The sequence below is a fragment of the Limibacillus sp. genome, assembly GCA_037379885.1.
In the GTDB taxonomy this organism is placed as follows: Bacteria; Pseudomonadota; Alphaproteobacteria; order Kiloniellales; family CECT-8803; genus JARRJC01.
On record JARRJC010000004.1, the window covers coordinates 44695 to 68467 of the forward strand.

A 23773-nucleotide genomic window follows, 5' to 3' on the forward strand; every position below is an offset into this window, starting at 1 on the left:
TTTATAGGTGGCTAACGTAAAACCTCCTGGCGCTGCTGCCCTCGGGTGCGCCTTTTGCGGGGAGAACGGCCTTGTACCGCGACAACACGCTGATCCCATCCGAAGCGATCCGCCTTCTGGCTCTCGGCTTTCTGGCCGAGGAAGAAGCCGGCTACGCCGATCTCGCAAGCGCTGTCCGGCATTTCACCGCCCGCGTCGTCGGTCCCTCCCTGGAACTGGTGGCGGCTCCCTTGGAGTTGCTGAAGGTCGAAGGTCTGATCGAGAAGCTCGACGAGGAGGACCAGGACGACAACAGCATGCTGCGCATCACAGAGGCGGGCCGCGAGGAAGTGACCCGTCTGCTCTGCGCCGGCGTGCGCGCGCCCACCTCGGACGTCAACAAGCTGATCCTGGCCATCAAGCTGCGGCTGCTCCACCTGCTGGAGCGCGCCGAAGCGGCGCGTCAGGTCGATCTGCTCGCGGAAGTCGCGGAGAAGGAGCTGGCGCGGCTCGAAGATCTGAAGAAGAACAACAAGGCGGCGACCGGCCTCCTGCCCGCTTGGCTCGATCTGGAGATCGAACAGGCCCGCGCCCGCGTCGCCTGGTTCGAAGCGCAGGCCGACCGCCTCGCCGAGTAGGATCGGCGCCTCGAAGGCGACTGGCAGACCCTCAGGGAAATAGAGTAATCCGCGTCAGTAGAGGTGCTGGCCTCCGGTCACGAAGATCTCCGTGCCGGTGACATAACCGAAATCGGCGCTGCACAGCTGATAGACGGCTGCCGCCACCTCTTCGGGCTTGCCCATGCGGTGCATGGGAATGCGCGGGATCAGGGCCTCGTACTCCTCCCCCACCATCGCCGTTTCGATCTCGCCGGGCGCGACGGCGTTCACGCGCACCCCCAGTTCGGCGAACTCCACCGCCATTTCCCGCGTCAGCGCCGAGAGCGCCGCCTTTGAGGTCGAATAGGCCGAGCCCGCGAAGGGATGGATCGCATGCCCGGCGATGGAGGTGATGTTGACGATGGCACCCTTGCCCCGGCGCAGCGGCACGGCGAAGGCGCGCGCCAACGCCAGTGGCGCGAAGAAATTCAGCTCGAAGACCTGACGCCAACCCTCGATCCCGCCATTCAGCACGCCCAGCCGCTCCTTGAAGGGCGTCTTAGGCGAAACGGCGGCGTTGTTGACCAGGGCGTGGAGCGGCTGGTCGCCGATCAGCGCCAGCGCCTGCTTGGTGAAGTCCTTCAGGCTGGCCGGGTCGGCGAGGTCGGCCTCGATATGATTGGTCCAGTTGGGGTCGCGCAGGCAGTGCTCGGGAATCGACTCGCGCGAACAGGTCACGACCTGCCAGCCCTCGTCCGAGAAGCGCTTGACGGTGGCATGCCCGATGCCCCGGCTTGCGCCGGTCAGGAGCACTCTCTTGCGGCTGGGATCCTGGCTCATGGGGCCTGAGCCTATCAGAGCCCCGCGCCGTCGAATAGCGCCCTTCTGCGCCTTCTTCAGGCGGGCCGGACGGAGACCACGCGGAAGGTCCGCAGCTCCCCATCGTACTCCTTGATGGAGACGTACTCGCCCGGCTTGAAGACATGCTCATCCAGGCGGAAGCCGGTCTCGTCCTCGTCGGGATCGCCGTTGACGTCGTAGTGGAAGGCCCACTTGCCGCCGCGGGTGCGCACCATGTGGCCGATCTCATCCTCTTCTCCGACCCAAAAACGATGCACCCGGCATTTGCCCCGGTTCTTCTTCCATTCGTCCTGATCTATGCGCCCCTCGCTGTCCAAAGGCACGATGAACTCGTACCCGTGGCGGCTGCTGCCTTCCGGATGCTCCGGGTCGCGGGCCAGCTCAAGTCTGATGCGGTCCAAACTCATGATGTCACTCTCGCTTTTTTTGCTTTGGGTCTAGTGGGCCATCAGCACGGCGATGCCGGCCGAACGCAGCACATTCTCGGTCGCGCCGCCGAAGATGAACTCACGCAGGCGGCTATGCCCATAGCCGCCCATCACCAGACAGTGTGCGCCGTTGGTGGCGGCATTCTCAAGCAGCGCGTAACCCGCCTCAATCCCTTCTGCGGGAATGTGCAAGGCCGTGGCGGCGATGCCGTGGCGCGCCAGATAGGCGGTCAGGCGCTCCGCGTCGCCGGTCTTTCCCCGCTCTTCGATGGTCATGACGGTGACCTTCTCAGCCTTGGCAAGCAAAGGCAGGGCTGCCGCCACTGCATGGGTGGCGGCCTTCGAGCCGTCCCAGCCGATTGCGATATGTCCCAAGGGGTTCTCAATGCCCCCCGGCGGCGAGAGCAGCAGCGCGCGGCCTGTCTCCATCAAGGCGCCCTCGACCGAGATGGTCGAATAGGCGTCGTTCTCAAGGTCGGGGCGGTCCAGCACGATCAGGTCGTGATAGGGCGCCACCTTGCGCAGTTCTTCCGGTTCGCTGCCGACCACTTCCTGATACGCGATGGAAAAGCCCTTGGCGCGGGCACCCTCTCCCCTTTGGCCCTCCCCGCTTTGAAGCGACTGGCCATGCGCCGAGGCCACGGCCTCCGCCTGACGCCTGGCCGCTTCGGCGCGATCCTTGGCGTCCCGCTCGTTGCGCTCCATGATCTCCTCGACCATGCCCGCCGCCATGCCCTCACCCACGAGCGGGACCGAAAGGCGCGGATCGAGCCGCACATGCAGAATATCCAAGCCAGCATCGCAGGACTGGGCCAGTCCCGCCGCCATTTTCAAGGTTTGCTCGCCATCCTCGTTACCGCTGGCGAGAGCCAGCACTGCCGCAATTTTCATGGGCTTATGGTCCTCCCGTTTCCTCTCCGGTTAATCCAAGCATCAGCTTCCGCTCTAAGCCGCTGGGCGGCATTGACCTAAATCAAGCTGTTGGAATGAGGGGAAAATCCGGCGCGAGGCGGCTAAAGCCGCCCAGACTTCCTGGAGGCGCGGCGCGCCGCCAGATCGTCGGGATCCTGGTGGATCAGGATTTCGGCATGGGGGAAGGCTTGTTCCAGTTCCGCCTCGACGGCGTCGGAGATTTCGTGCGCGCGCCAGAGGCTTAGGTTGCCGTCCATCTCCAGGTGCATCTGGATGAACTTCTGCGGACCAGCGGCGCGGGTCTTCAGGTCGTGGAGGCCGCGAACCTCGGGATGCCCCTTCACGATGTCGGCGATCTGCTGTCGCTCCTCGGGCTCCAGCTCGCGGTCCATGAGCATGTCGAGCGCGCCGCGCGCGATCATCCAGGCGTTCCAGAAGATGTAGGCGGCGATACCAAGGCCGAACACGGGGTCCGCCCAGAGCATCCCCAACTGGGTGGAGAGCAGGAGAGCGACGATCACCGCGGCGTTGACGAGCAGGTCGCCGACGTAGTGCAGGGAGTCGGCCGAGATCGCCAGCGACTTGGTTTCCTTGATGACGTAGCGCTGATAGCGCACCAACAGCAAGGTCATGACAATGGAGAAAACCATCACGCCGATGCCGATCTCGCTGGCTTCCACCGGGCGCGGCTCATAGAGCCGCTTGCCCGCCTCGATCAGGAGGAAAACCGCCGATCCGGCGATGAAGGCCGCCTGTGCCAGGGCCGCCAGCGGCTCGGCCTTGCCGTGGCCGAAGCGGTGCTCGCGGTCCGGCGGGGTCAGTGCATGGCCCACCGCGAAGAGATTGACGAGCGACGCCAGGGCGTCGAGCACGGAGTCCATCAGCGTCGACAGAACGGCCACCGACCCTGAGAAGCCCCAGGCCGCGGCCTTCGCCATGATCAGGATCAAGGCGACCGTGACCGAGGCATAGGTTGCGCGCCGCATCAAGCGGCCCTGGGCCTCCCGGTCCAAGCGGGCCCCTCGCGGTGCTTCCAGGGACTCTTCGGTCATCCGGGCTCACTCATGGTCTGACAGGCTCTCCCTCAAGGCAGACTTTCCCTCACGGATAGAGGCGCTCGGTGGTCCAGCCGCCGGAGTCGCTACGGTGATAAACCAGGCGATCGTGCAGCCGGAACGCGCCATCCTGCCAGAACTCTATCATGCGCGGGGCGAGTCTGAATCCCGACCAGTAGGGCGGACGCGGCACCGCGCCCACGCCGAACTTGGCGGCGTATTGGGCGACCCGCTTCTCCAGCTCGAAACGCCCCTCCAGGGGGCGGGACTGCTGGCTCGCCCAGGCGCCGATCTGACTTGAGCGATGGCGGGTCGCGAAGTAGGCGTCCGCCTCCTCCTCGCTCACGGGGTTCACCTCACCTTCGAGGCGCACCTGACGGCGCAGGGATTTCCAGTGGAACAGCAACGCAGCCTTCGGATGGGCCAGGAGCTGGCGGCCCTTTCGGCTTTCGTAGTTGGTGTAGAAGACGAACCCCGCCTCGTCATAGTCCTTCATCAAGACCATGCGTTGGGAAGGCATGCCGTCTTCGCCGACCGTGGCGAGGGCCACGGCGTTGGGGTCGTTCGCTTCTTTTTCCTTTGCCTCGGCAAACCACTCGCCGAAGAAAACCAAGGGATCTTTTGAGGGGTCCATGCTCTCCGCCAAAAATTTCTTAGGTGGATAAAAAAATTAGTCTAAACCTAAGGTTTGCCTGCATATATTGACTTCGACGCCGCTCTGCCAAGCGCCTCCGGCCATTTTTTGTCACTCCCGAGGGGGATGCATAGCAAGGCGCTGTTCGTATATGTAGGGGTAAATCAGCCTTTCGACACGCAGTTCAGGAAAGGAGCAGCGTGATGATGAAGAAAACCGTGGGCGCCTTGGCTCTCACTTCTTTGGTTCTCGCCGGTTGCAACCATGTCGGCGCCAAGCAGACCGTGGGCACGCTCGCCGGTGCTGCGGGCGGCGCTGTGATCGGCTCTCAGATCGGCGGCGGCTCGGGCCGCCTCGTGGCGGTTGCGGTCGGTACGCTGCTCGGCGGCATGCTCGGTTCCGAGATCGGCCGCCAGTTGGACGAGCGCGACCGTCTGCTCCATCAGGAGGCCTACGAGGATGCGCGCACCGCGCCCGTGGGCGAAACGATCAGTTGGAACAACCCCAACACCGGCCACAGCGGCTCCGTCACGCCGGTCCGCGATGGCACCAGCAGCAGCGGCGCCTACTGCCGTGAGTTCCAGCAGACGATCTATGTCGGCGGCAAGGCTGAAGAGGGCTACGGCACGGCGTGCCAGCAGCCTGACGGCAGCTGGAAGATCGTCAACTAAGCAACGACGCTCTTCACCCGACCAAGGGCTATTCGGCAACCCGCTGAGCCGCATCCGGCTCGGCGGGTTGTTTCTTGTGGGCCTCCAGCACGTCAATGAGCGGCCGGGATTCCAGTGCCTCCGTCTCGGAGCGCAGTTGGCCGATCACACCGCGCGCAGGTTCCTGCCAGCCCTGTGAGGTGCCGAGGTCCAGCCCCAGAACCTTGAGCAGGTCGCCCAGCGTCACCGCCCGCAGGTCCCGCCCCAGGCCGAAGCGGCCCCGCGAACTGCGCAGGATGTAGCCCTTCTTCTCCAGGGGCACCATCACCTCGTCGATCTCCGGCAGGGTGGCGGGCAGTCCGTAGCGGAGCGTCCGGCCCCTTAGCGCATCGCCCTTTTCCGAGGCCTCGAGAAGCCGGTCGAGCAGGATGAGCGCGATCGGCAGGCGGTCGATCGGCGCCCCCACCCGCGCCTGCCGGCGGCGATAGGCCTGCCACTCGGGCAGGGCCGCGGCCACTTCGGCGCCGAGCAGGATCACCATCCAGACGATGTACATCCAGAGCAGGAAGATGGGGACGCTGGCGAGCGCGCCGTAGATCGCCTGATAGGAGGGAACCCCGGCGACATAGATCGCAAAGAGGTTCTTCAGAATTTCGAAAAGGCCGGCGGCCACGAAGGCGCCGACAAACCCGTCACGCCAGCGGATCGCCCGGTTCGGCATGATGACGTAGAGGAAGCTGAAGGCCGCGGTGTTCAACAACAGCCCGACAAGACGGCCCAGTTCGGCCGCTCCCGTGCCCAGCAAGCCGGAGCCCGCCTCCTCCACCACCGCGTAGACATAGCCGGTGACGGAGAGAGACAGGCCGAGCAGGATCGGCCCGATGGTCAGAAGCGCCCAATAGGTCAGAATCCGCGTCACCAGCGGCCGCTTGGCGGTCACTTTCCAAATCTTGTCCAGCGCGGCGTGGATGCGCATCAACAGCATGATCGCGGTCACGCCCAGGAACACCACGCCAGGTCCGGTCATGGAACGGGCGTTTTCGATGAAGCCCGTCATCCACTGCCGCACTTCGTCTTTCTGCGTCGGCAGGAGCGACTCCAGGATCATGGCCTGCAGATCGCCGCGCACGTTCTCGAAAGCCGGGAAGGCCGCGAAGATGGCGAGTGCGATCACCACCAGCGGGACCAGCGCCAGCAAGGTCGTATAGCTCAGCCCTGCCGCCAGTCCGGTGCCGTCATCGTCGCCAAAGCGCTTAAAGACGAACTTGAGGAAAAGACCGAAACTCTTTGCCCTCACTCGCAGTTCTAAATTGTTCAATAGGCAAACCCTTCCGCGATGCGCTATTCTCGGACTCTAGAGCAAAAGCGCCTGGGGCCAAAGCCCGAGGCGCGATTCAGGGTCCAGCCTGCATTTGACCGCCAAAGGCTTTGGTGTAGGATGCGCGGCCTGATCGCGACCCTTTTCGGGGGAACGAGGGCCCAAGAGAGCACCACTACCCAAGAGGCGGCCAGAAGATGTCGGAAAACAAGTCCTTGATGGCGGGCAAACGCGGCTTGATCATGGGGGTCGCCAACGACCGCTCGATCGCCTGGGGCATCGCCAAGGCGGTAAGCGAACAGGGGGCGGAACTCGCCTTCACCTATCAGGGAGAAGCGCTTCAGCGCCGTGTGAAGCCGCTGGCCGAGCAGGTCGGCAGCAAGATCGTGCTGCCCTGCGACGTGACCGACGACGCCTCGATCGATGCGGTCTTCGACACGCTGAAGGACGAGTGGGGCTCGCTGGATTTTGTCGTCCACGCCATCGCCTACGCCGACAAGGACGAGTTGAAGGGCAAGTACGTCAATACCTCGCGCGAGAACTTCGTGCGCAGCCTCGATATCTCCTGCTACTCCTTCACGGCCATCGCCCGGCGCGCCAACGCCATCATGAACGAAGGCGGCTCGCTGGTGACGCTTTCCTACTACGGCGCGGAACGGGTCATGCCGCACTACAACGTCATGGGCGTCGCCAAGGCCGCGCTCGAGGCGAGCGTGCGCTACCTCGCGGCCGATCTGGGCGAGCGCAACATCCGGGTCAACGCGATCTCCGCAGGGCCGATCAAGACCTTGGCGGCCTCGGGTATCGGCGACTTCCGCTATATCCTCAAATGGAACGAACTCAACTCGCCGCTGCGCAAGAACGTAAGCATCGAAGAGGTCGGCGGTGCCGGTCTCTACCTGCTGAGCGATCTCTCCAGCGGCGTCACCGGAGAGGTGCATCACGTCGATTCCGGTTACAATGTGATCGGGATGATGGCGGTCGATGCCGCCAGCGAGGTCCGCGAGCTGCTCGCCGGCCTCGACCCCAAAGCTTGAAGCAAGGCCTGATCGCCCAACGGGCGGCAGGGGCGTCCGAGGAGAGGGTGCATGGCTGGCAATTCCTTCGGTGAGGCTTTTCGCTTCACGACCTGGGGCGAGAGCCACGGGCCGGAGATCGGCTGTGTCGTCGACGGGGTCCCGCCGCTCATTCCCCTGAGCGCGGAGGAGCTGCAGGTCTGGCTCGACCGGCGCAAGCCCGGCCAGTCCCGCTACACCACCCAGCGGAAGGAACCCGACAGGGTTCAGATCGTCTCCGGCGTCTTCGAGGGGCAGACCACCGGCACGCCCATCGCGCTGGTCATCGAGAACAAGGACCAGCGGTCCAAGGACTACGGCGACATCGCCGACAAGTTCAGGCCGGGCCACGCCGACTACACCTACTGGCAAAAGTACGGCATCCGCGACCCGCGCGGCGGCGGCCGCTCCTCGGCTCGCGAGACCGCCATGCGCGTGGCGGCCGGCGGCGTCGCGCGCAAGGTCCTCTCCCATATCCTGGGCGACAAGCTCACGATCCGCGGCTGTCTGGTCCAGATGGGCCCGCACGCTATCGAGCGGGATAGCTTCGACTGGGCGGAAGTCGACAAGAACCCCTTCTTTTCTCCCGACGCCAAGGCGGCGGAGAGCTGGGCCACCTATCTGGACGCCGTGCGCAAGAAGGGCTCTTCCTGCGGCGCCGTGATCGAGGTGGTCGCCTCCGGCGTTCCTGCCGGTCTGGGCGAGCCCGTTTACGACAAGCTGGATGCCGACCTGGCGAAGGCCATGATGTCGATCAACGCCGTCAAGGCGGTGGAGATCGGCGCCGGCTTCGAGTCGGCCGTCCTCTCCGGCGAGGAGAACGCCGACGAAATGCGGATCGGAGAGGACGGCGCGGCGCGGTTTCTCTCCAACAAGGCCGGCGGCGTGCTGGGCGGGCTTTCCACCGGCCAGGACCTGGTGGTGCGCTTTGCCGTCAAGCCGACCAGTTCCATCCTCACGCCGCGCCGGACCATCGACAAGCAGGGCAACGAGACCGAAATCGTCACCAAGGGCCGCCACGACCCGTGCGTGGGCATCCGCGCGGTGCCGGTTGGCGAGGCCATGATGGCGCTGGTCCTGGCGGATCACCTGTTGCGCCACCGCGGCCAGCTCGGCCGGATCTAGGGCCATGACCGGCGGGGCGAAAAGCACAGCCGCCGTCGTCCGACCGATCGGACCGGAGGACTACGAGCGCCTCGCCGAACTGCTCCTGGAGTGTCTGCAGGACCGCCCCGATCCCCCGGAGGTCTTCCTGCCCGACGTCCTGGGCGCGCTGAAGGACTATGGCAGCGCCGCAAGCCCTTCGTTCGAGGGACTCTTCGCGGAAGTCGGCGGACCCCATGGGCGCCGCAAGGGGGTCGAGCGCCACCCGGTCGGCTTTGCGCTCTACAGCCCTGTTTTCTGGCCTGCCGACCTGGCGCCCGGACTCTTCGTCAAGGAGCTCTACGTGCAGCCCGCCTACCGCAGCCAGAAACTGGGTCAGGCCCTGATGGCGGCCCTCGCGCGCATCGCCGCGCAGCGCCGCTGGAAGCGCCTCTTCCTGGGGGTGGAGACCAGCAATGAACAGGCGGTCACCTTCTATGAGCGCCTGCCGGGGGTAAAACGCGTGGCGGGAGAGCTCTTCGCGGTCCAGGGAGACGATCTGCTGGACCTCGCCGACATGCTCTAACGGGCGAAGAGCGCCGCCAGTTCCAGATGGCCGGTCCAGAGGAACTGATCGATGGCCCGGACCTCCTCCAACCGGAAGCCCGCATCCACCAGCGTCCTGGCGTCCCGCGCGAAGCTGTTCGGGCTGCAAGACAGCATTACGACCCGCTTGAGGCTGCTTTCGGCGATCATGTCGCTTTGCTCCTTCGCGCCCGCGCGCGGCGGATCCAGAACGACGGCGTCGAAGTCCGCCAGCTCTTCGGGGCGCAGCGGCTGGCGCGCCAAGTCCCGCTGCTCCGCCGTGACCCGGCCCGCAAGACCCGCGCGGTTCGCGGCGGCCTGCAGGGCGGCAACGGCAGCGGCGTCGCCTTCCACCGCCAAGACGCTGCCCTTCGCTGCGAGCGGAAAGGTGAAGCTGCCGAATCCGCTGTAGAGATCGGCGTAGCGGCCGCCCTCTTGCGGCAGAAAATCCAGGACGGCGCGGGTCAGGGCCGCCTCTCCCTCCGCCGTTGCCTGCAGAAAGCCGCCCGGCGGCGGCTCGACGGCCACCCCGCCCAAGGTGACCAGCGGGTGGCGGCGCTGCGCCACCAACTCCACCTCTTCATCGCCGCTGCGCCAGGAGAGGCGCGCCAGGTCTTGACGAAGGGCGAAGTCCGCAAGGGCCTCGCGCGCCGCGAGACCCGGCTCGCTCTCGGTGGCGATCAGAAGGTCGATGCCATTCTCCGCATCCAGCAGGTGCAAGTCGGCCGACCCCTTGGGCGGCAGGACGGCCCGCATCAGCGCGCGCAGCGGCTCCACCATGCCGAAGAGCGCCGGACGGAGAACATGGCACTCCTCAAGATCGACGACGCGGTGGCTGAGCTGCTCATGAAAGCCGACGAGAACACGGCCGCCCAGGTTCAGCGCCGCCAGAACGGCGCGGCGGCGACTGCGCGGCGGCGCGGATTGGAGCGGCGCGATGCGGGAAGGCTCCAAGCCCTTCCGGCGCAAAGCCTCCAGCAACAATCCCTGCTTCCAGGTTCGATAGGCTTCGGGCTCCAGCATTTGGAGAGCGCAGCCCCCGCAAGGGCCGAAGTGGCGGCAGACCGGCTCCACGCGCTCTGGCGCGGTTTCCAGCAACTCCACCACCTCGCCGCGGAAGCCGCCTGCTTTGGGGCTCACCATCCGCGCAAGCACGCGCTCGCCGGGCAGGACGCCGGGAAGGAACACCGGTCTGCCCTCGTGGCTGGCGAGGCCGTCGCCCCGGCCGCCCAGGCCTTCAACGACCAGTTCCGCCTGCTTGCCGCCGCCGGGTCGCGCGCGCCGCCTCATGGCCCTATCCTCATAGTGGGAATCTCTTGGTGGTCACAGATATCTGTTAACACTCACGCGGTAAGACTTTTGCTCTTTCTCCTCAGAGCGTGCATTCTATTGCCAAAGCAACAAGGGAGCCTGAACAGGGGCGCCCACGACGTAAGGCGGAGCTACAATGCGTGTCATCCTATTCTTGCTCAAGTGCATCGTGGGAATTCTCGCCACGGTCGGATTCCTGATCGTCGGCGGGATCGCCTTGCTGGTGCTCTATGCTTCCGATGCCGATCAAGTACGCAAGCTGGCGCTTCAGGAAGAGGAAAGCGCCGGACCGCGTCTGATCACCCTGGATATCGCGGACGGCCTCGTGGAACGGGACGACGGCCAGAGGATCTTGCGCGCCCTGCAACTCGACGGCCGCGCGATCACGCTTTCGGACGCCGTTGAGGCCCTTGAGCGCGCCTCCGCCGACCCGGAAGTGGAGGGTCTCGTCGCGCACCTCGGCCGCGGAGGCATGGGCCTCGCCCAGGTACAGGATCTGCGCAAGGCCATCACGAATTTCCGGTCTTCCGGCAAGCCCGCCTTCGCCTTTGCCGAGAGCTTCGGCGAGGCGGGGGACGGCATGCTCCACTACTACCTCGCCAGCGCCTTCGAGGAGGTCTGGATGCAGCCATCCGCCTCCTTCGACGTTACCGGGTTCCATCTGGCCTCGCCCTATTTGCGCGACTTCTTCGACGAATTCGGCATCCAGCCGCGCTTCGACCAGCGCAAGGAGTATAAAGGGCTCGCCAGCACCTTCATCGAAAGCGAGCAGCCTGAGCCGGTGCGGCGCAACCTTCAGCAGCTGGTCGATTCCATGCTGGAGGGAGCGGTGGAGGACATCGCCGCGGCGCGCAGCCTGCCACCGGCCGAGGTGCGCGCGGCCATCGACCGCGGGCCTCTGTCAGCGGAGGAGACGCGCCAGGCGCGGCTGGTCGACGGGCTGACCTATTGGGATGTCTTCATCGACGCCGTCGAGGCGCGGATCAGCGCGGACTACCAGAGCATCCCACTGCAGCGCTACGCCGAGGATACAAAGCCGGAAGTCTCCGAAAGCGCCCAGAAGATCGCCTACATCACCGCGATTGGCGGCATCGTCCTGGGGCCGGGCAGCGATTCCCCTCTCGGTGGGACCGGCGGACAGATCTCCTCCGACCAATTGTCCGATGCCATCTCCAGCGCCATCGAAGAACCCAGCATCCGCGCCATCGTGCTCCGCATCGACAGCCCGGGCGGGTCCTACGTGGCCTCCGACACCATCTGGCGGCAGGTCAAGCGCGCGGGCGAGCAAGGCAAGCCGCTGATCGTCTCCATGGGCAACGTGGCCGCTTCGGGCGGGTACTTCATCGCAGCGCCCGCCATGCGCATCGTGGCCCAACCCGGCACGATCACCGGCTCAATCGGCGTCGCGGGCGGCAAGTTCGTGATCGACGAGCTGCTGGGCGACCTGGGCGTTTCCATCGGTGACGTCAGCGCCGGGCGCAACGCGGACTTCTACGCGGCCACCAGCGACTTCACGCCCGAGCAGCTCGAGAACCTCTCGGCGACGCTCGACCGCATCTACGAGGACTTCACCGCCAAGGTGGCCGAGGGGCGCGGCCTCACCGCCGAGCAGGTCGAGGCGGCGGCCGGCGGTCGGGTCTGGACCGGCGCGGATGCGCTGCGCCAGGGCCTCGTCGACACCTTGGGCGGCCTCGATACCGCGATCGACATCGCGCGCAGCGAATCGGACATCCCACCGGGCGCCGATTTCGCCGTCGTGCCTTGGCCGGAAGAAAAGGACCCCTGGGCGCAGCTCTTCGAGGATTTCTCCGGCGCTCCCTTCGCCAGTCTGGCGAGGATCGAGGCGGCCCTCGGTGTCTGGCTGTTGCTGGCGGAAGACCTTCAGCGCGACCCGCGCAGCACGCTGCTGCTCGACCGGCGCTTCGAGGAGAGGGGACAGCCCTAGGCCGGCGCCTCGGCCCTCCGCCCCGCGATCAGGAACTCGACGTTCCCCTCCGGCCCCGTGATGGGGCTTTCGGTTATGCCCAGCACCTGCCAGCCGGGCTGGTCCTCCAGCCAGGTCGCGATCCGCTCGCAGACCTCCCGATGCAGCGCCGGATCGCGCACCACGCCGCCCTTGCCGACGCGGTCTCGCCCGACCTCGAACTGCGGCTTGATCAGCGCGGCCAGCCAGGCGCCCGGCGCTGACAGGGCCAGGGCCGCTGGCAACACGAGCGCCAACCCGATGAAGGAAGCATCGCAGACGATGACCTCGACCGGTTCCGGAACGATCTCCGGGCTCAGGTGGCGGGCGTTGGTCCGCTCCAGCACCACGACCCGGTCATCCTGGCGTAGCTTCCAGGCAAGCTGGCCGTGGCCCACGTCGACGGCGTAGACCCGCGCCGCACCCTTGCTGAGCAGCACATCGGTAAAGCCCCCGGTGGACGCGCCGACATCCAGGCAGACCCGCCCGGCGGGGTCGAGATCGAAGGCGTCCAGCGCCTTTTCCAGCTTCAAGCCGCCGCGGCTGACCCAGGGATGGTCCTGACCCTTGACCTCTATCGCCTTGTCTTCGGGCACCTGCTGGCCCGGTTTGTCGATGCGGCGGGTCTCCTGATAGACCAGCCCGGCCATGATCAGCGCCTGTGCCTTGGCGCGGCTCTCGGCGAGGCCCCGCTCCACCAGCAGTTGGTCGATCCGCTTCTTGGCGGGCATGGTCCTTCCTTTCAGCCTTCCGGGTTCAGCGCGTGACGCCGCGCAGATACCAGAACCTTACGGTGTGCAGCAGGCCCGCTGCCCCCAAGCCGACCAGAATGCCCGCCCAGACGCCCGAGCCGCCATAGCCCAGCCAGAAGCCTAGCGCCACGGAGGTCGGCAGACCAACGCCCCAGTAGCTGACCAGGGACACCACCATGGGAACGGTCACGTCCTTGAGGCCGCGCAGTGCGCCCGAGGCGATCACCTGCGCCCCGTCGAAGACCTGCATCAGGGCCGCGAAGAACATGAACTGCACGCCGAGCGCCAACACCGCGGCGCTGCCCGGTGCGGATTCATCGAGAAAGGCCCAGATCACCAATTCCGGCGCGATCAGGTAGAAGAGCCCGACGCAGCTCATGAAGCCGGTTCCCATGGCGAGCGCCACCCAGCCCGCGCGATAGGCCGCCTGCGGCCTGCCGGCGCCCGCGTGCAGGCCGACCCGGATGGTCGCGGCCTGGCTGATGCCCAGGACGACCATGAAGGAGACCGCAACGCATTGCATGGCGATGGCGTGGGCGGCGAGCACCAAGGTGCCCAGCAACCCCACCATGTAGGCCGATACCGTGAAGAGGATCTCCTCGAAGAGCATGGCGATCCCGATGGGAATGCCCAGGCGGAAGATCTCGACGAAGCGCGGCCAATCCGGCTTCCACAGATGGCGCAGGATCCCATAGCGGCGGAACGGCCGGCAGGCGACCACGTAGCCCAAGAGGCAAAGAAACATGAAGCCGTTCGACAGGCTGGAGGCGATGCCCGCCCCCGCGAGGCCCAGCGCCGGCATGCCGAAGTTGCCGAAGATGAGCGCGTAGTTCACCAGCACGTTGACGGGAATGCCGGCCGCCGTCACGTAGGTCACGACCCGGACCCTGTCGAAGGCGGCGATGAACATCCGCAGGACCATGATCCAGAGCACGGGGCCCAGGCCCGGCAGCATCCAGCGAATGTAGAGCGCCGCGTCGGCCGCGTTCTCAGGCTCCTGCCCCAGCAGCAGGATCAAGGGCTCGGAGAACCAGAAGATCGGCGTGAAGATCAGCGTCAGAAAGGCCCCGGCCCAAAGTCCCTGGCGCACCGAGCGGCGCACGCCGCGCGGCTTGTGGGCGCCGCGCGCTTGAGCCACCAGCGGCGCCACCGCGCTGACCACGCCCAGCCCGAAGATGATGAAGGCGAACTGGAGATGCACCGCCAGCGTCGCCGCCGCCAGGGGCTGAGGACCCAGCCAGCCCAGCATGACCACATCGCTGGTCCAGATCGCCACCTGGCAGAGACCGGCCAGCACCAGCGGCAGCGCAAGCGCCGCCGTCGCCTTGACCTCGGTGAGCCAAGGGCGTGGGGGAGCCACCGCTCCGGCGCCCTGGCCGGGCGCGGATTGAAGGGTCGGATCGATCATGGTGGCCGGGACTATGTCCCAGCTCCGGCGGCGCGGAAAGCCCTAAGACCTCTTGAGGAGACCGCTCAGGCGCGCTGGCCGGATGTCTCGCTCTCCACCTCGGGTTCGTTGTAGCCCAGCGACTGCAAGGCGGCGGCGGCGATGTGGCGGGCGGTCAGGCCGGCCTGCTCGTACTGCTTTTCCGGCTTGTCGTGGTCGATGAAGAAGTCGGGCAGACAGAGCGGTCGGAACTTCAGTTGGCCGTCCAGAAGACCGTCCCAGGCCAGGAAATGCCCGACATGGGAACCGAAGCCGCCGACCGCGCCCTCCTCGACCGTGATCAAGACCTCATGCTCGGCGGCGAGGCGCCGGATCAGTTCTTCGTCCAGGGGCTTGGCGAAGCGCGCGTCGGCCACTGTGGTCGAGAGCCCCTTGGCCCCGAGCATCTCGGCGGCCGCCAGCGCCTCGGCCAGCCGCGTGCCGTAGGAGAGCACCGCCACGCGGCTGCCTTCCTGGAGGATGCGGCCCTTTCCGATTTCGAGCGGCGTGCCGCGCGCGGGCAGTTCGACCTTGGCCGTGCCCTCGCCTCTCGGATAGCGCAGCGCCGAGGGGCGGTCGTTGATCTGCGCCGCCGTGGCGACCATGTGCATCAGCTCCGCCTCATCGGCCGCGGCCATCAGCACCATGCCCGGCAGGCAGCCCAGATAGGTGATGTCGTATGACCCCTGGTGGGTGACGCCGTCGGCGCCGACCATCCCGGCGCGGTCTATGGCGAAGCGCACCGGCAGGGACTGGATCGCCACGTCGTGCACGATCTGGTCGTAGGCGCGCTGCAGGAAGGTGGAGTAGATCGCAACGAAGGGCTTCAAGCCCATGCAGGACATCCCGGCGGCGAAGGTCACGGCGTGCTGCTCTGCGATGCCGACATCGAAGCTGCGGTCGGGGAACTGCTCGGCGAACTTGTCGAGCCCGGTGCCAGAGGGCATGGCCGCGGTCACGGCGACCACGGAGTCGTCGGCCTCGGCTTCCGCGATCAGGCCTTTCGCGAAGACGGAGGTGTAAGAAGGCGCCTTGGGCGTGGGTTTCGCCTGCTCGCCCGTCACCACGTCGAACTTGGCGACGCCGTGGTACTTGTCGGCGGAGTCCTCGGCGGGCTGATAGCCCTTGCCCTTCTGCGTGACGCAGTGGATCAGGATCGGCCCCAGATACTCGCCGTCGCGCGCGTTGCGCAGCACCGGCAGCAGGTGGTCCATGTTGTGGCCGTCGATCGGTCCCAGGTAGAAAAAGCCCAGCTCTTCGAACAAGGTGCCACCGGTCAGAAAGCCGCGCGCGTACTCCTCTGCGCGCTGCGCCGCCTTTTCGAAGGCGCGCGGGAACTTGGCCGCAATCTCCTTACCCAGGTGGCGCACCGACTGGTAGGGCTTGGAGGAGATGAGTTGCGAGAGGTAGCCGCTCATCGCGCCCACCGGCGGAGCGATGGACATGTCGTTGTCGTTGAGGATGACGATCAGGCGGCTGCGCCTTGCGCCCGCGTTGTTCATGGCTTCGTAGGCCATGCCGGCGGAGAGCGCGCCGTCGCCGATCACCGAGACCACCGTGAAATCGTCGTCGCGCAGGTCGCGCGCCACCGCATAGCCGAGTCCGGCGGAGATGGAGGTCGAGGAGTGCGCGGCGCCGAAGGGATCGTACTCGCTCTCCTTGCGGCTGGTGAAGCCGGACAGCCCCCCGCCCTGACGCAAGGTGGTCATGCGGTCGCGCCGCCCGGTCAGGATCTTATGGGGATAGCACTGGTGGCCCACATCCCAGATAAGCTTGTCGTCCGGCGTGTTGAAGATGTAGTGGATCGCAACGGTGAGTTCGACCACGCCCAAGCCAGCGCCCAGGTGGCCGCCTGTCGTGGAGACGGCGCGCAGCATGTCCTGCCGCACTTCCTCGGCGACGGCTTTCAGCTTATCCGCGGGCAGTTTGCGTAAGTCCGCAGGCGAGGATATTTGGTCGAGAAGCGGCGTCTCGCTGCGGTCACTCAAAGGCTTTTCCTCCTCGGTCGTCGAACGGTCCTTGGCGGACCGTCTCGTTCTTCTATCGTTGCGCCAGGCCTTGCGCCAGATTTGGCTCACTTTTCCGGAAAAGCGAACCGATGGTCTTTAGATCACGACCTACGGTCGATCACGAATTCGGCTGTCTTGCGCAAAAACTCCGCCTTTTCGCCGAAAGAATCAAGGCATCCCAAGGCTTCATCCACCAGGGCGCGCGCCTTTTCTCGCGCTCCACCGGCCCCCAGGAAGGCGACGAAGGTAACCTTGTCCGCCGCTGCGTCCTGTCCAGCAGGTTTTCCCAGCTCTTCCGCCGAACTCTCCACGTCCAGGATATCGTCCTTGATCTGAAAGGCCAAACCAAGCGCAGCGGCATAGCGCCTCAGCGCCTCGCGATCGCTCCGGTGCGCCTTGCCCAGAACGGCCCCGGCATCGACCGCATAGGCGATCAAGGCCCCGGTCTTCAAGGCCTGAAGCCGCTCCAGCTCGGCCAGATCGAGGTTCAGCCTGCCCGCTTCCGCGGCGATGTCGATCATCTGCCCGCCGACCATGCCGCGCGTGCCGCCCGCCGCCGCGAGGCCGGCGACCAGCGCGCAGCGCACCTCTGCGTCCGGGTGCGTCTCAGGATCCGAAAGCACGGCGAAGGCTTCGGTCAGGAGACCGTCGCCCGCAAGGATCGCCGTGGCCTCGTCAGTGGTCTTGTGGAGCGTCGGGCGGCCCCGCCTGAGGTCTGAATTGTCCATGGCGGGCAGATCGTCGTGCACCAGCGAGTAGCAGTGCACCATCTCCAGGGCCGCACCGGCGCGCAGCGCGCGCGGCGGCGGCACCTCGAAGAGCGCGGCGCTCTGGAGCAGCAGGAAGGGCCGCAAGCGCTTGCCGCCGCGCAGGCAGGCGTAGCGCATGGCCTCCACCACCCGCGCCTCCGGGCCCTCCACGGGCGGGAGCAGGCGCTCAAGCAGCGCTTCCACCGCAGCGGCGGTCTCCTCAAGGGCCTGGTTGAAAGCGGACAAGGACGTCAGTCCATATCGAGGGGTTCGCTGCCGCTCGGCTTGCCATCCGGGCCAAGGCTGATCTTCTCGATGCGCTCCTGGGCTTCGCGCAGCTTCTGTTCGCAATGGGTCTTCAGGGCGGCGCCCTTCTGATAGGCCCCGATGGACTCCTCAAGCTTACCCTCGCCCTTCTCCAGGTCCTCGACGATTTTTCGGAGTTGCTGCAAGGCCTCCTCAAAGCTGAGCTTGGCGATCTCAGGAGGGACGGTTTTATCGGACATGGTCATCAGAGCCTTCTTGCTGTTCTCTCAGGCCGCCATCAGGGCGCGGACGTGCGCCGCAGCGCTTCGGCCCAGGGCGTCCAGATCGTAGCCGCCTTCCAGGGTGGAGACCACCCTGCCACCGCAGGCCGAGGCCGCCACGCTGAGGATTTCCGAGGTGATCCAGGCGAAATCCTCCTCAACCAGCCGGAGCGCGGCCAGAGGGTCCGCCTCGTGCGCGTCGAATCCCGCCGAAACCAGGATGAAATCCGGATCGAAACTGGCGAGCCTGGGCAGCGCTACGTCGCTCCAGGTCTCTCGAAAAGAATCGGAGCCGCTTTCGGGATGGAGCGGCAGATTCAGGATGTTGCCCGCCGCCCCTCTTTCCTGCGCCGATCCGCTGCCGGGATAGAGCGGCATCTGGTGGCTGGAAATCAGCATCAGGTCCGGGTCGTCCCAGAAAATCGCCTGGGTTCCGTTCCCGTGATGCACGTCGAAGTCCAGCACCGCGACCCTGTTGCAGCCATGCGCCTCACGCGCATGCAGGGCGCCGATGGCGACGTTGTTGAACAGGCAGAAGCCCATTGCCTGGGCGATCTCGGCATGGTGCCCCGGCGGGCGCACCGCGCAAAAGGCGTTGGCGGCTTCCCCCGCCATCACGGCATCGACGGCCGCGCAGACCGCGCCGGACGCCCGCAAGGCAGCTTCGCCGGACCCGGCGGAGACGATGGTGTCGCTGTCCAGTCTGGCGCGCCCGCTTTCCGGAACGCTCGCCAGGGTCTGATCGACATAGTCCGCCGGATGGGCGAGGGTCAGTTGCGCGCGCTCGGCGCGGGGCGCCTCGCGCCGCTCCAGTGCGTTGAACTCCGGGCCCTCCAGCGCCGACAGCACCGCCTTCAAACGCAAAGGCTGTTCGGGATGCCCGTCGCCCGGGTCATGGGCGGCGCAGGCTTCGTGGCTGTAGAGCACTGTCGTCATGGCAATCCCTCTCGCTCTCTCGCGTCAGCCTTCCGCTTTAGCCGTCCGCCTTGCGGATCAGAAAACGGTAGCGCCCCTCCTCCTCGACCGCCTCCAACAGTTCATGGCCCGTGGTCTCGCAAAAGGCCGGGAAATCCTGAAGCGCGGAAGGGTCCGTTGCAAGCACGCGGATGGTGTCTCCGCTCGCCAAGCTCTTCATCGCCTTGCGCGCCTTGAGGACGGGCAAGGGGCACTTCAGGCCGCTCGCGTCCAGTTCCATCGCCGGATCACCGCCCTGTTTCTCAGACTCCGTCATGCCGTCCTCTTCGCACTGCAAAAAATCTATTCGACAGCCCTTGATTAGAGGTTCTGCAGAGATACCTCTCACGACATGAGATACCAGGGTCTAGATCGCGCTGCAAAACCTGCGAGCTCGCTGCTGAAAGCGGTGGCTAACGACAGGCGTCTGTCCATTCTCTGCCACCTGGCCCACGCCGAGCATGCCGTGGGCGAGCTCAGCGAGAAGGTGGGCTTGAGCCAATCGGCGCTTTCCCAGCACCTGGCGAAGCTGCGCCGGGACAATCTGGTCTCCACCCGCCGCGAGGCGCAGACGATTTACTATTCGCTCAACGGCGAGCGGGTCATTCCCTTGCTCGATCGTCTGCATGAGCTCTTCGCCGAGGGTGGGCGCGGCGGCTCAATGGCGGACGCGAACGGCGCCGGCGGCAAGACAGCCCCAGCCGAGTAGCAGAAGCACCCCGCCCAGCGGCGTGATCCAGGCAAGCGCCGTCACTCCGCTCAAGGCCATGACCACCAGCGAGCCGGAAAACAGCATCCCCCCCAAAGCTACCGACCAGGCGCTGAGCAGGAAGGCGCGGCTGGGCCTGCGCGCGAGCAGCAAGGAGAGGCCGAGCAGAAGCGGCGCATGGGCAAGCCAATAGTCGCTGGCTGTCTCAACCCAACCCAGCGCCTTCGGCTCCAGAGAGCCCTGGAGGGCGTGCGCGGCGAAGGCCCCGAAGCCCACACCCAGCAAGCCGAACAGCGCGGCCATCAGGAGCCAAGATGGAACGAAGCCGCGCTCCGTCGATCCAATTGAGTTCATGGCGTGCTTCTCACTCTTTCTGCCGGCCCCGGGGAATGGCAGTCTAACCGGAGAGTTCCCCATCCCTCCGCTCCGGAGATTGTCGAAGATGACCGAGTCCCTCCTGATCCTGGAACGGCAAGGCGCGCTGGGCAAGATCACGCTCAACCGTCCCGACCGCATGAACGCCCTGACCCGTCCCCTTCTTGAAGAGCTGGGGCGCGCCCTGAAGGATCTGGCCAAGGACGACCATATCCGCGCAGTGGTCCTCACCGGCAGCGGCCGTGCCTTCTGCGCCGGACAGGACCTCTCCGAGGCGGCCCTCTTCGAGGGCGACCCGGGAGAGGCCGTGGCGCAGTCCCTAGACGCCTATTATCACCCCGTGTTGATGACCATCGCGACCATGGAAAAACCGGTGATCGCCCAAGTCCAGGGCATCGCCGCCGGGGCGGGCTGTAATCTGGCTTTGGCCTGCGATCTCGTCCTGGCCGCCGAAAGCGCGTCCTTCCTGCAGGCCTTCGCGCGCATCGGCCTGATGCCCGATTGCGGCGGCACCTGGGCGCTGCCCCGTCTGGTGGGGACGGCCCGGGCCAAGGCGATGATGATGCTGGCCGAGGAGCTTCCGGCGCGCGAAGCGGTCTCGCTCGGGATGATCTACCGCTGTCTGCCCGATGCTGAGCTCGAGGCGGGCGTCGAAGCGCTCGCGCTGCGTCTTGCCGCGGGGCCGACGCGCTCCTACGGCCTCATCAAGCGCGCCTTGAAGGAGGGCGGCGCCGGGGGCTATGGCGCGCAGTTGGACCTGGAGCGCGACCTGCAGGCAGAAGCCGCGCGCAGCAACGATTTCAAAGAGGGGCTCGCGGCCTTCAAGGAGAAACGCAAGCCCCGCTTTTCCGGTAGCTGACCCGCCCTAGGCCGCCTTGCTGAAGAACTTGCGCAGGGACTCGGCGGTCGTGGGGGAGACGTAGTACTCCCCGTCCACGATCATGGTCTTGCCCTTGTCCCACTTGGTCTTGTCGAAGTCCCAGGCGAAGAGCTGCGCCTTGTAGTGCGGGTCCTTGATGATGTGGCGCAGATGGCGCGTGGCGAGGCCCTGGAACTTGGATATTCCGTGAAGGTCCTTCTCGCCGGTGACCTCCAGCAGCTTCTTCATGCTGGCGCGCCCGCTCTTGCTCGAGAAGGCTTTCAGGATATCGAGCTGCTTCTTGGTCATGCCTGCGGTCAGGCGGCGGCACTGGTCCAGATCGAGATCCACCGGCTCGCGCCAGCGCAAACCCTCGGTCTCCGTCTGAACCGCTTCCTTCTTCGCCTCGAGCTGGCTTGTCGCGGCCGCCTTCGGCGCGGCTTTCGCCTGCTTCTTGGCGGTGGAGCCGAGATCGCTGACCAGGCCCAGAATCTCGGCCTGTGCGACGCTGCTGAGACGTTTGAAATCCTTGCCGTCAATGACGATCTGCATGGTGAGCCCCTCTCCCTGAGTGAGGACTAATATAAGAAACGGTCGGGACGCTATGCCTTCTGTTGAGAGGCCACTAGCTTGCGCGCGACAGACAACGCACTAAGCGCGGCGGGGCTGGTCTTCCTTCCGTTTCCTGATTGGGGGAACTCTAACACAGTCCAGGCGTTCTGCCGATTCGCCCGTAACCGCCCCGGCAATCTATCCACAACAAAAGATTCCTTGCGACTCGACTCCCTCGAACACACTGGATATCGTGTTTTCAACAGGACAGCCCACCATATCTAGTGAATTTGGCTTACTGAGACCGCGTGAAGGACGGAGGGGCAGATGACTTGGACCAATGAACGCATCGGTGAACTGACGAAGCTCTGGGAACAGGGGCTCAGCGCTTCTGAAATCGGCAAGGCCCTGGGGGTCTCCAAGAACGCCGTGGTCGGCAAGGCGCACCGCCTCAATCTGCCCGCCCGGCCCTCTCCCATCAAGCGCGGCGGCTCTTCCAAGCCCCGCAGCGGCAAGCCGACCCTGGTGACGCCGAAACTCAACACCTCGAAGATGTCGGCCACGGCCATGCATTGCCGGCCGGCCAAGCCGCTGATCGAAGAGGAAGAGAAGACCGAGCGCCGCTCTCCCGTGCTCAACCGCCGCGCCTCGCGCGCCGCCTCCGGCTCCAGCGAATGCCTCTGGCCGATCGGTGATCCGGGCGATGCGGACTTCCACTTCTGCGGCGAGCCCTCGGTTTCCGGGAAGCCCTACTGCGCGGAACACTGCTCCAAGGCCTACATCACCAAGAGCCGCAGCAGCAGCGAGACCGAAGCCGCCTGAAGCGGCCCCTATCCGCTAAACCACCAGCGACACCCCCGCCCGGCGGGGATCGGCGGCGGCCATGACCTGGCCGCCGCTTTCCATTTCGACGGCATGCACGCCGCCGAAGAACATGGAGGTCTCGGGCCAGGGGTCGGTCTCACCGAAGCGCGCGAGCAGCTCGGCGGCGCCTTCGGGAAAGCCCGGTTCGAAGGAGACCTTGCTGCCCTCGCAGTGCAGGCGGCTTGCCCGCACAGCCTGCTTGAGGTCGCTGCCGGTGGAGAGCCGCCCAAGCAGCACTTGGAGGATTGCCGTGCGCAGGCGGTTGGACCCACCCGACCCCAGCGCCAGGCGCCCGCCACCAGGCAGGAGCGCGGCCGTCGGCGCCATCATTGACACCATGCGGCTGTCCGGCCGCCAGGCGTGAAAGCCAGCGGGGTTCAGGTCTTCCTCCCCCAGCATGTTGTTGAGGTGGATGCCCGTGCCCGGCAGCAGATGGCCGCAGCCCTCCCCGTTGGAAAGCGTGACAGCGGCCAGGTTGCCCTCTGCGTCCACGACACTGATGTGCGTTGTGCCCCGGCTGACCGAATCCGCCCCCAGGATGCGCTCCCGATAGACCGCCAGAAACTCCGGGTCGAGCAGGCGTGCCATGGCGTCACCCTCGGCCCGCTCGTCCTCGACCGAGGACAGGCCGGAATCGACCCGCGCCTTGTTCGTCTGCTGCATGATGGGGGCCAGCAGGGCCAGACGCTCCAGCGGATCGCTCACATCGGCGAGGCCCAGAGCCTCCGCCAGTTGGAGAGCGAAGGCGATCAAGAGACCGCCGGAGGAAGGCGGCGGGGTGATGAGCACCCTGGCCCCGGCGAAGCAGACCTCGAGCGGATCGTTCTTTGCGACCCGGTACTCCGCCAGATCAGCCCGCGTCAGTAGGCCGCCCCGCTCCCGGCAGAGAGCGGCCAGCCGCGCGGCGGGCTCACCCTCGTAGAAGCTGCGCACGCCGTTGCGCCCGATCTCCTCCAGAAAGCCGGCGAGCAGCGGTTGGCGAAGCGGCTGGGACTTCGAAAAGCCGGAGACGACCGCCGCTGTCTCCGGCCGGTGCCGCCAGATGGGACCGACAACCCCAAGGGCATAGTCATCGAAACGCCGCCAGGCGACGCCGTCGCGCGCCGCCGCCACCGCCGGCGTCAGCAAGTCGGCCAGGGGCAGTTTACAAAGCTCTGCGTGAACCGCCTCCATCCCGGCCAGGACGCCGGGTGTGGCGCAGGCGCCCAGCCCGATGTGGAAGCGCTGCACGGCGGGCCCGAAGTCGCAGTCCACCGGCACGAACTCCAGTTGCTGCTCAGGCCGCTTTCGCTTGGGCGTTTGCACGAAAAAATCGTAGAGGCAGGGCTTTCCGGTCTTCGGCGCGGCCAGGAGGAAGCCGCCGCCGCCAAAGGACGCCAGAACCGGTTCGGCAACGCAGGCCGCCGCCAGCGCCGCAACCGCCGCGTCATAGGCGTTGCCGCCGGCGCGCAGGACCTCTGCGCCCGCCTTCGCGGTGGTGGGATGTCCTGCCGCGATGGCCCCTTTCGTCACCGCCCTTCCCCCTTGGCCAGACTGTGTTCCGAACACGCCTCGCCGTAATGGC

Annotated in this window: 26 protein-coding genes; 9 read left to right on the forward strand and 17 right to left on the reverse strand. The window is 66.2% G+C overall.

The features are described from left to right. The first annotated feature begins 71 nt into the window (after positions 1–71). Positions 72–617: a hypothetical protein gene (locus tag P8X75_02565; GenBank protein MEJ1994082.1), complete on the forward strand. Its 546-nt coding sequence runs from the start codon at positions 72–74 to the stop codon at positions 615–617. A 54-nt stretch (positions 618–671) separates the two neighbouring features. Here P8X75_02565 and P8X75_02570 read toward each other — a convergent pair whose 3' ends face one another. The 5 genes from P8X75_02570 to pdxH all read right to left on the reverse strand — a co-directional run bounded on the left by P8X75_02570 (position 672) and on the right by pdxH (position 4468). Beyond that, positions 672–1418: an SDR family NAD(P)-dependent oxidoreductase gene (locus P8X75_02570; protein MEJ1994083.1), complete on the reverse strand. Its 747-nt coding sequence runs from the start codon at positions 1416–1418 to the stop codon at positions 672–674. A gap of 56 nt (positions 1419–1474) precedes the next feature. Further along, a complete protein-coding gene (locus P8X75_02575; GenBank protein MEJ1994084.1) occupies positions 1475–1846 on the reverse strand; it encodes a hypothetical protein in 372 nt (123 codons plus the stop codon). 30 nt (positions 1847–1876) lie between these two features. Next, positions 1877–2758 carry a universal stress protein gene (locus tag P8X75_02580; protein ID MEJ1994085.1) on the reverse strand — a complete coding sequence of 294 codons (882 nt, stop codon included), beginning with the start codon at positions 2756–2758 and terminating at the stop codon, positions 1877–1879. 122 nt (positions 2759–2880) lie between these two features. Continuing rightward, the gene (locus P8X75_02585; GenBank protein ID MEJ1994086.1) at positions 2881–3831 is read right to left on the reverse strand and encodes a cation diffusion facilitator family transporter; all 951 of its coding nucleotides are present in this window, start codon (positions 3829–3831) and stop codon (positions 2881–2883) included. Positions 3832–3880: 49 nt separating this feature from the next. Beyond that, complete coding sequence (gene pdxH, locus P8X75_02590; GenBank protein ID MEJ1994087.1) at positions 3881–4468, reverse strand: pyridoxamine 5'-phosphate oxidase; 588 nt, start codon at positions 4466–4468, stop codon at positions 3881–3883. A 203-nt stretch (positions 4469–4671) separates the two neighbouring features. On the opposite strand from pdxH, the gene P8X75_02595 reads away from it, so the two are divergent. Then, positions 4672–5139: an RT0821/Lpp0805 family surface protein gene (locus P8X75_02595; GenBank protein ID MEJ1994088.1), complete on the forward strand. Its 468-nt coding sequence runs from the start codon at positions 4672–4674 to the stop codon at positions 5137–5139. A gap of 28 nt (positions 5140–5167) precedes the next feature. Here the strand turns inward: P8X75_02595 and P8X75_02600 are convergent, their stop codons facing one another. Continuing rightward, positions 5168–6415, reverse strand: coding sequence for a YihY family inner membrane protein (locus P8X75_02600; GenBank protein MEJ1994089.1), 1248 nt, complete (start codon positions 6413–6415; stop codon positions 5168–5170). A 218-nt stretch (positions 6416–6633) separates the two neighbouring features. Between P8X75_02600 and fabI the strand changes: the two genes are divergently transcribed. The 3 genes from fabI to P8X75_02615 are packed head-to-tail and all read left to right on the forward strand — an operon-like array spanning position 6634 to position 9160. Further along, complete coding sequence (fabI, locus tag P8X75_02605) at positions 6634–7473, forward strand: enoyl-ACP reductase FabI (protein MEJ1994090.1); 840 nt, start codon at positions 6634–6636, stop codon at positions 7471–7473. 51 nt (positions 7474–7524) lie between these two features. Then, positions 7525–8616, forward strand: a complete 1092-nt coding sequence (gene aroC, locus P8X75_02610; GenBank protein ID MEJ1994091.1) for a chorismate synthase — start codon at positions 7525–7527, stop codon at positions 8614–8616. A 4-nt stretch (positions 8617–8620) separates the two neighbouring features. Continuing rightward, a complete protein-coding gene (locus P8X75_02615; protein MEJ1994092.1) occupies positions 8621–9160 on the forward strand; it encodes a GNAT family N-acetyltransferase in 540 nt (179 codons plus the stop codon). Here P8X75_02615 and P8X75_02620 read toward each other — a convergent pair. Further along, on the reverse strand, positions 9157–10449 hold the full coding sequence (locus P8X75_02620) for a class I SAM-dependent RNA methyltransferase (GenBank protein ID MEJ1994093.1): 1293 nt from the start codon (positions 10447–10449) through the stop codon (positions 9157–9159). The two genes, P8X75_02615 and P8X75_02620, sit on opposite strands and share 4 nt — an antisense overlap. Positions 10450–10606: 157 nt before the next feature. On the opposite strand from P8X75_02620, the gene sppA reads away from it, so the two are divergent. Beyond that, positions 10607–12415, forward strand: a complete 1809-nt coding sequence (gene sppA, locus P8X75_02625; GenBank protein ID MEJ1994094.1) for a signal peptide peptidase SppA — start codon at positions 10607–10609, stop codon at positions 12413–12415. Here the strand turns inward: sppA and P8X75_02630 are convergent. The 7 genes from P8X75_02630 to P8X75_02660 all read right to left on the reverse strand — a co-directional run bounded on the left by P8X75_02630 (position 12412) and on the right by P8X75_02660 (position 19127). Then, positions 12412–13164, reverse strand: a complete 753-nt coding sequence (locus P8X75_02630; GenBank protein MEJ1994095.1) for a TlyA family RNA methyltransferase — start codon at positions 13162–13164, stop codon at positions 12412–12414. The genes sppA and P8X75_02630 overlap by 4 nt on opposite strands. Before the next feature lie 25 nt (positions 13165–13189). Next, positions 13190–14593, reverse strand: a complete 1404-nt coding sequence (locus P8X75_02635; protein MEJ1994096.1) for an MATE family efflux transporter — start codon at positions 14591–14593, stop codon at positions 13190–13192. A gap of 65 nt (positions 14594–14658) precedes the next feature. Beyond that, positions 14659–16599: a 1-deoxy-D-xylulose-5-phosphate synthase gene (dxs, locus tag P8X75_02640; protein ID MEJ1994097.1), complete on the reverse strand. Its 1941-nt coding sequence runs from the start codon at positions 16597–16599 to the stop codon at positions 14659–14661. A 122-nt stretch (positions 16600–16721) separates the two neighbouring features. After that, positions 16722–17624, reverse strand: a complete 903-nt coding sequence (locus tag P8X75_02645) for a polyprenyl synthetase family protein (GenBank protein ID MEJ1994098.1) — start codon at positions 17622–17624, stop codon at positions 16722–16724. Then, the gene (locus tag P8X75_02650; protein ID MEJ1994099.1) at positions 17621–17875 is read right to left on the reverse strand and encodes an exodeoxyribonuclease VII small subunit; all 255 of its coding nucleotides are present in this window, start codon (positions 17873–17875) and stop codon (positions 17621–17623) included. The genes P8X75_02645 and P8X75_02650 overlap by 4 nt, the downstream gene beginning before the upstream one ends. 27 nt (positions 17876–17902) lie before the next feature. Then, on the reverse strand, positions 17903–18832 hold the full coding sequence (locus P8X75_02655; GenBank protein MEJ1994100.1) for a histone deacetylase family protein: 930 nt from the start codon (positions 18830–18832) through the stop codon (positions 17903–17905). A 37-nt stretch (positions 18833–18869) separates the two neighbouring features. Next, positions 18870–19127, reverse strand: coding sequence for a sulfurtransferase TusA family protein (locus tag P8X75_02660; GenBank protein MEJ1994101.1), 258 nt, complete (start codon positions 19125–19127; stop codon positions 18870–18872). A gap of 75 nt (positions 19128–19202) precedes the next feature. Here P8X75_02660 and P8X75_02665 point away from each other — a divergent pair, with 75 nt between their 5' ends. Continuing rightward, a complete protein-coding gene (locus P8X75_02665) occupies positions 19203–19559 on the forward strand; it encodes a metalloregulator ArsR/SmtB family transcription factor (protein ID MEJ1994102.1) in 357 nt (118 codons plus the stop codon). Here P8X75_02665 and P8X75_02670 read toward each other — a convergent pair. Next, positions 19509–19913 carry a DUF423 domain-containing protein gene (locus P8X75_02670; protein MEJ1994103.1) on the reverse strand — a complete coding sequence of 135 codons (405 nt, stop codon included), beginning with the start codon at positions 19911–19913 and terminating at the stop codon, positions 19509–19511. The genes P8X75_02665 and P8X75_02670 overlap by 51 nt on opposite strands. Before the next feature lie 88 nt (positions 19914–20001). Between P8X75_02670 and P8X75_02675 the strand changes: the two genes are divergently transcribed. Continuing rightward, positions 20002–20793 (forward strand): enoyl-CoA hydratase-related protein, encoded by a 792-nt coding sequence (locus tag P8X75_02675; protein MEJ1994104.1) that lies wholly within the window; start codon positions 20002–20004, stop codon positions 20791–20793. Between the two features lie 6 nt (positions 20794–20799). Here P8X75_02675 and P8X75_02680 read toward each other — a convergent pair whose 3' ends face one another. Then, positions 20800–21345: a hypothetical protein gene (locus P8X75_02680; protein ID MEJ1994105.1), complete on the reverse strand. Its 546-nt coding sequence runs from the start codon at positions 21343–21345 to the stop codon at positions 20800–20802. Between the two features lie 327 nt (positions 21346–21672). Here P8X75_02680 and P8X75_02685 point away from each other — a divergent pair, with 327 nt between their 5' ends. Further along, on the forward strand, positions 21673–22167 hold the full coding sequence (locus tag P8X75_02685) for a GcrA family cell cycle regulator (protein ID MEJ1994106.1): 495 nt from the start codon (positions 21673–21675) through the stop codon (positions 22165–22167). Between the two features lie 15 nt (positions 22168–22182). Here P8X75_02685 and P8X75_02690 read toward each other — a convergent pair whose 3' ends face one another. Continuing rightward, complete coding sequence (locus P8X75_02690) at positions 22183–23721, reverse strand: gamma-glutamyltransferase (protein MEJ1994107.1); 1539 nt, start codon at positions 23719–23721, stop codon at positions 22183–22185. Positions 23722–23773: the final 52 nt, after the last annotated feature.

Bases quoted from the DNA above. Each gene is read 5' to 3' on its own strand.
- fabI (MEJ1994090.1), top strand. From the start codon at position 6,634: ATGTCGGAAAACAAGTCCTTGATGGCGGGCAAACGCGGCTTGATCATG.
- P8X75_02615 (MEJ1994092.1), top strand. From the start codon at position 8,621: ATGACCGGCGGGGCGAAAAGCACAGCCGCCGTCGTCCGACCGATCGGA.
- P8X75_02665 (MEJ1994102.1), top strand. From the start codon at position 19,203: ATGAGATACCAGGGTCTAGATCGCGCTGCAAAACCTGCGAGCTCGCTG.
- P8X75_02585 (MEJ1994086.1), bottom strand. From the start codon at position 3,831: ATGACCGAAGAGTCCCTGGAAGCACCGCGAGGGGCCCGCTTGGACCGG.
- P8X75_02575 (MEJ1994084.1), bottom strand. From the start codon at position 1,846: ATGAGTTTGGACCGCATCAGACTTGAGCTGGCCCGCGACCCGGAGCAT.
- aroC (MEJ1994091.1), top strand. From the start codon at position 7,525: ATGGCTGGCAATTCCTTCGGTGAGGCTTTTCGCTTCACGACCTGGGGC.
- P8X75_02660 (MEJ1994101.1), bottom strand. From the start codon at position 19,127: ATGACGGAGTCTGAGAAACAGGGCGGTGATCCGGCGATGGAACTGGAC.
- P8X75_02570 (MEJ1994083.1), bottom strand. From the start codon at position 1,418: ATGAGCCAGGATCCCAGCCGCAAGAGAGTGCTCCTGACCGGCGCAAGC.
- P8X75_02670 (MEJ1994103.1), bottom strand. From the start codon at position 19,913: ATGAACTCAATTGGATCGACGGAGCGCGGCTTCGTTCCATCTTGGCTC.
- P8X75_02655 (MEJ1994100.1), bottom strand. From the start codon at position 18,832: ATGACGACAGTGCTCTACAGCCACGAAGCCTGCGCCGCCCATGACCCG.
- P8X75_02620 (MEJ1994093.1), bottom strand. From the start codon at position 10,449: ATGAGGCGGCGCGCGCGACCCGGCGGCGGCAAGCAGGCGGAACTGGTC.
- P8X75_02685 (MEJ1994106.1), top strand. From the start codon at position 21,673: ATGACTTGGACCAATGAACGCATCGGTGAACTGACGAAGCTCTGGGAA.
- P8X75_02630 (MEJ1994095.1), bottom strand. From the start codon at position 13,164: ATGCCCGCCAAGAAGCGGATCGACCAACTGCTGGTGGAGCGGGGCCTC.
- pdxH (MEJ1994087.1), bottom strand. From the start codon at position 4,468: ATGGACCCCTCAAAAGATCCCTTGGTTTTCTTCGGCGAGTGGTTTGCC.
- P8X75_02635 (MEJ1994096.1), bottom strand. From the start codon at position 14,593: ATGATCGATCCGACCCTTCAATCCGCGCCCGGCCAGGGCGCCGGAGCG.
- P8X75_02650 (MEJ1994099.1), bottom strand. From the start codon at position 17,875: ATGTCCGATAAAACCGTCCCTCCTGAGATCGCCAAGCTCAGCTTTGAG.
- sppA (MEJ1994094.1), top strand. From the start codon at position 10,607: ATGCGTGTCATCCTATTCTTGCTCAAGTGCATCGTGGGAATTCTCGCC.
- P8X75_02595 (MEJ1994088.1), top strand. From the start codon at position 4,672: ATGATGAAGAAAACCGTGGGCGCCTTGGCTCTCACTTCTTTGGTTCTC.
- P8X75_02680 (MEJ1994105.1), bottom strand. From the start codon at position 21,345: ATGCAGATCGTCATTGACGGCAAGGATTTCAAACGTCTCAGCAGCGTC.
- P8X75_02675 (MEJ1994104.1), top strand. From the start codon at position 20,002: ATGACCGAGTCCCTCCTGATCCTGGAACGGCAAGGCGCGCTGGGCAAG.
- P8X75_02580 (MEJ1994085.1), bottom strand. From the start codon at position 2,758: ATGAAAATTGCGGCAGTGCTGGCTCTCGCCAGCGGTAACGAGGATGGC.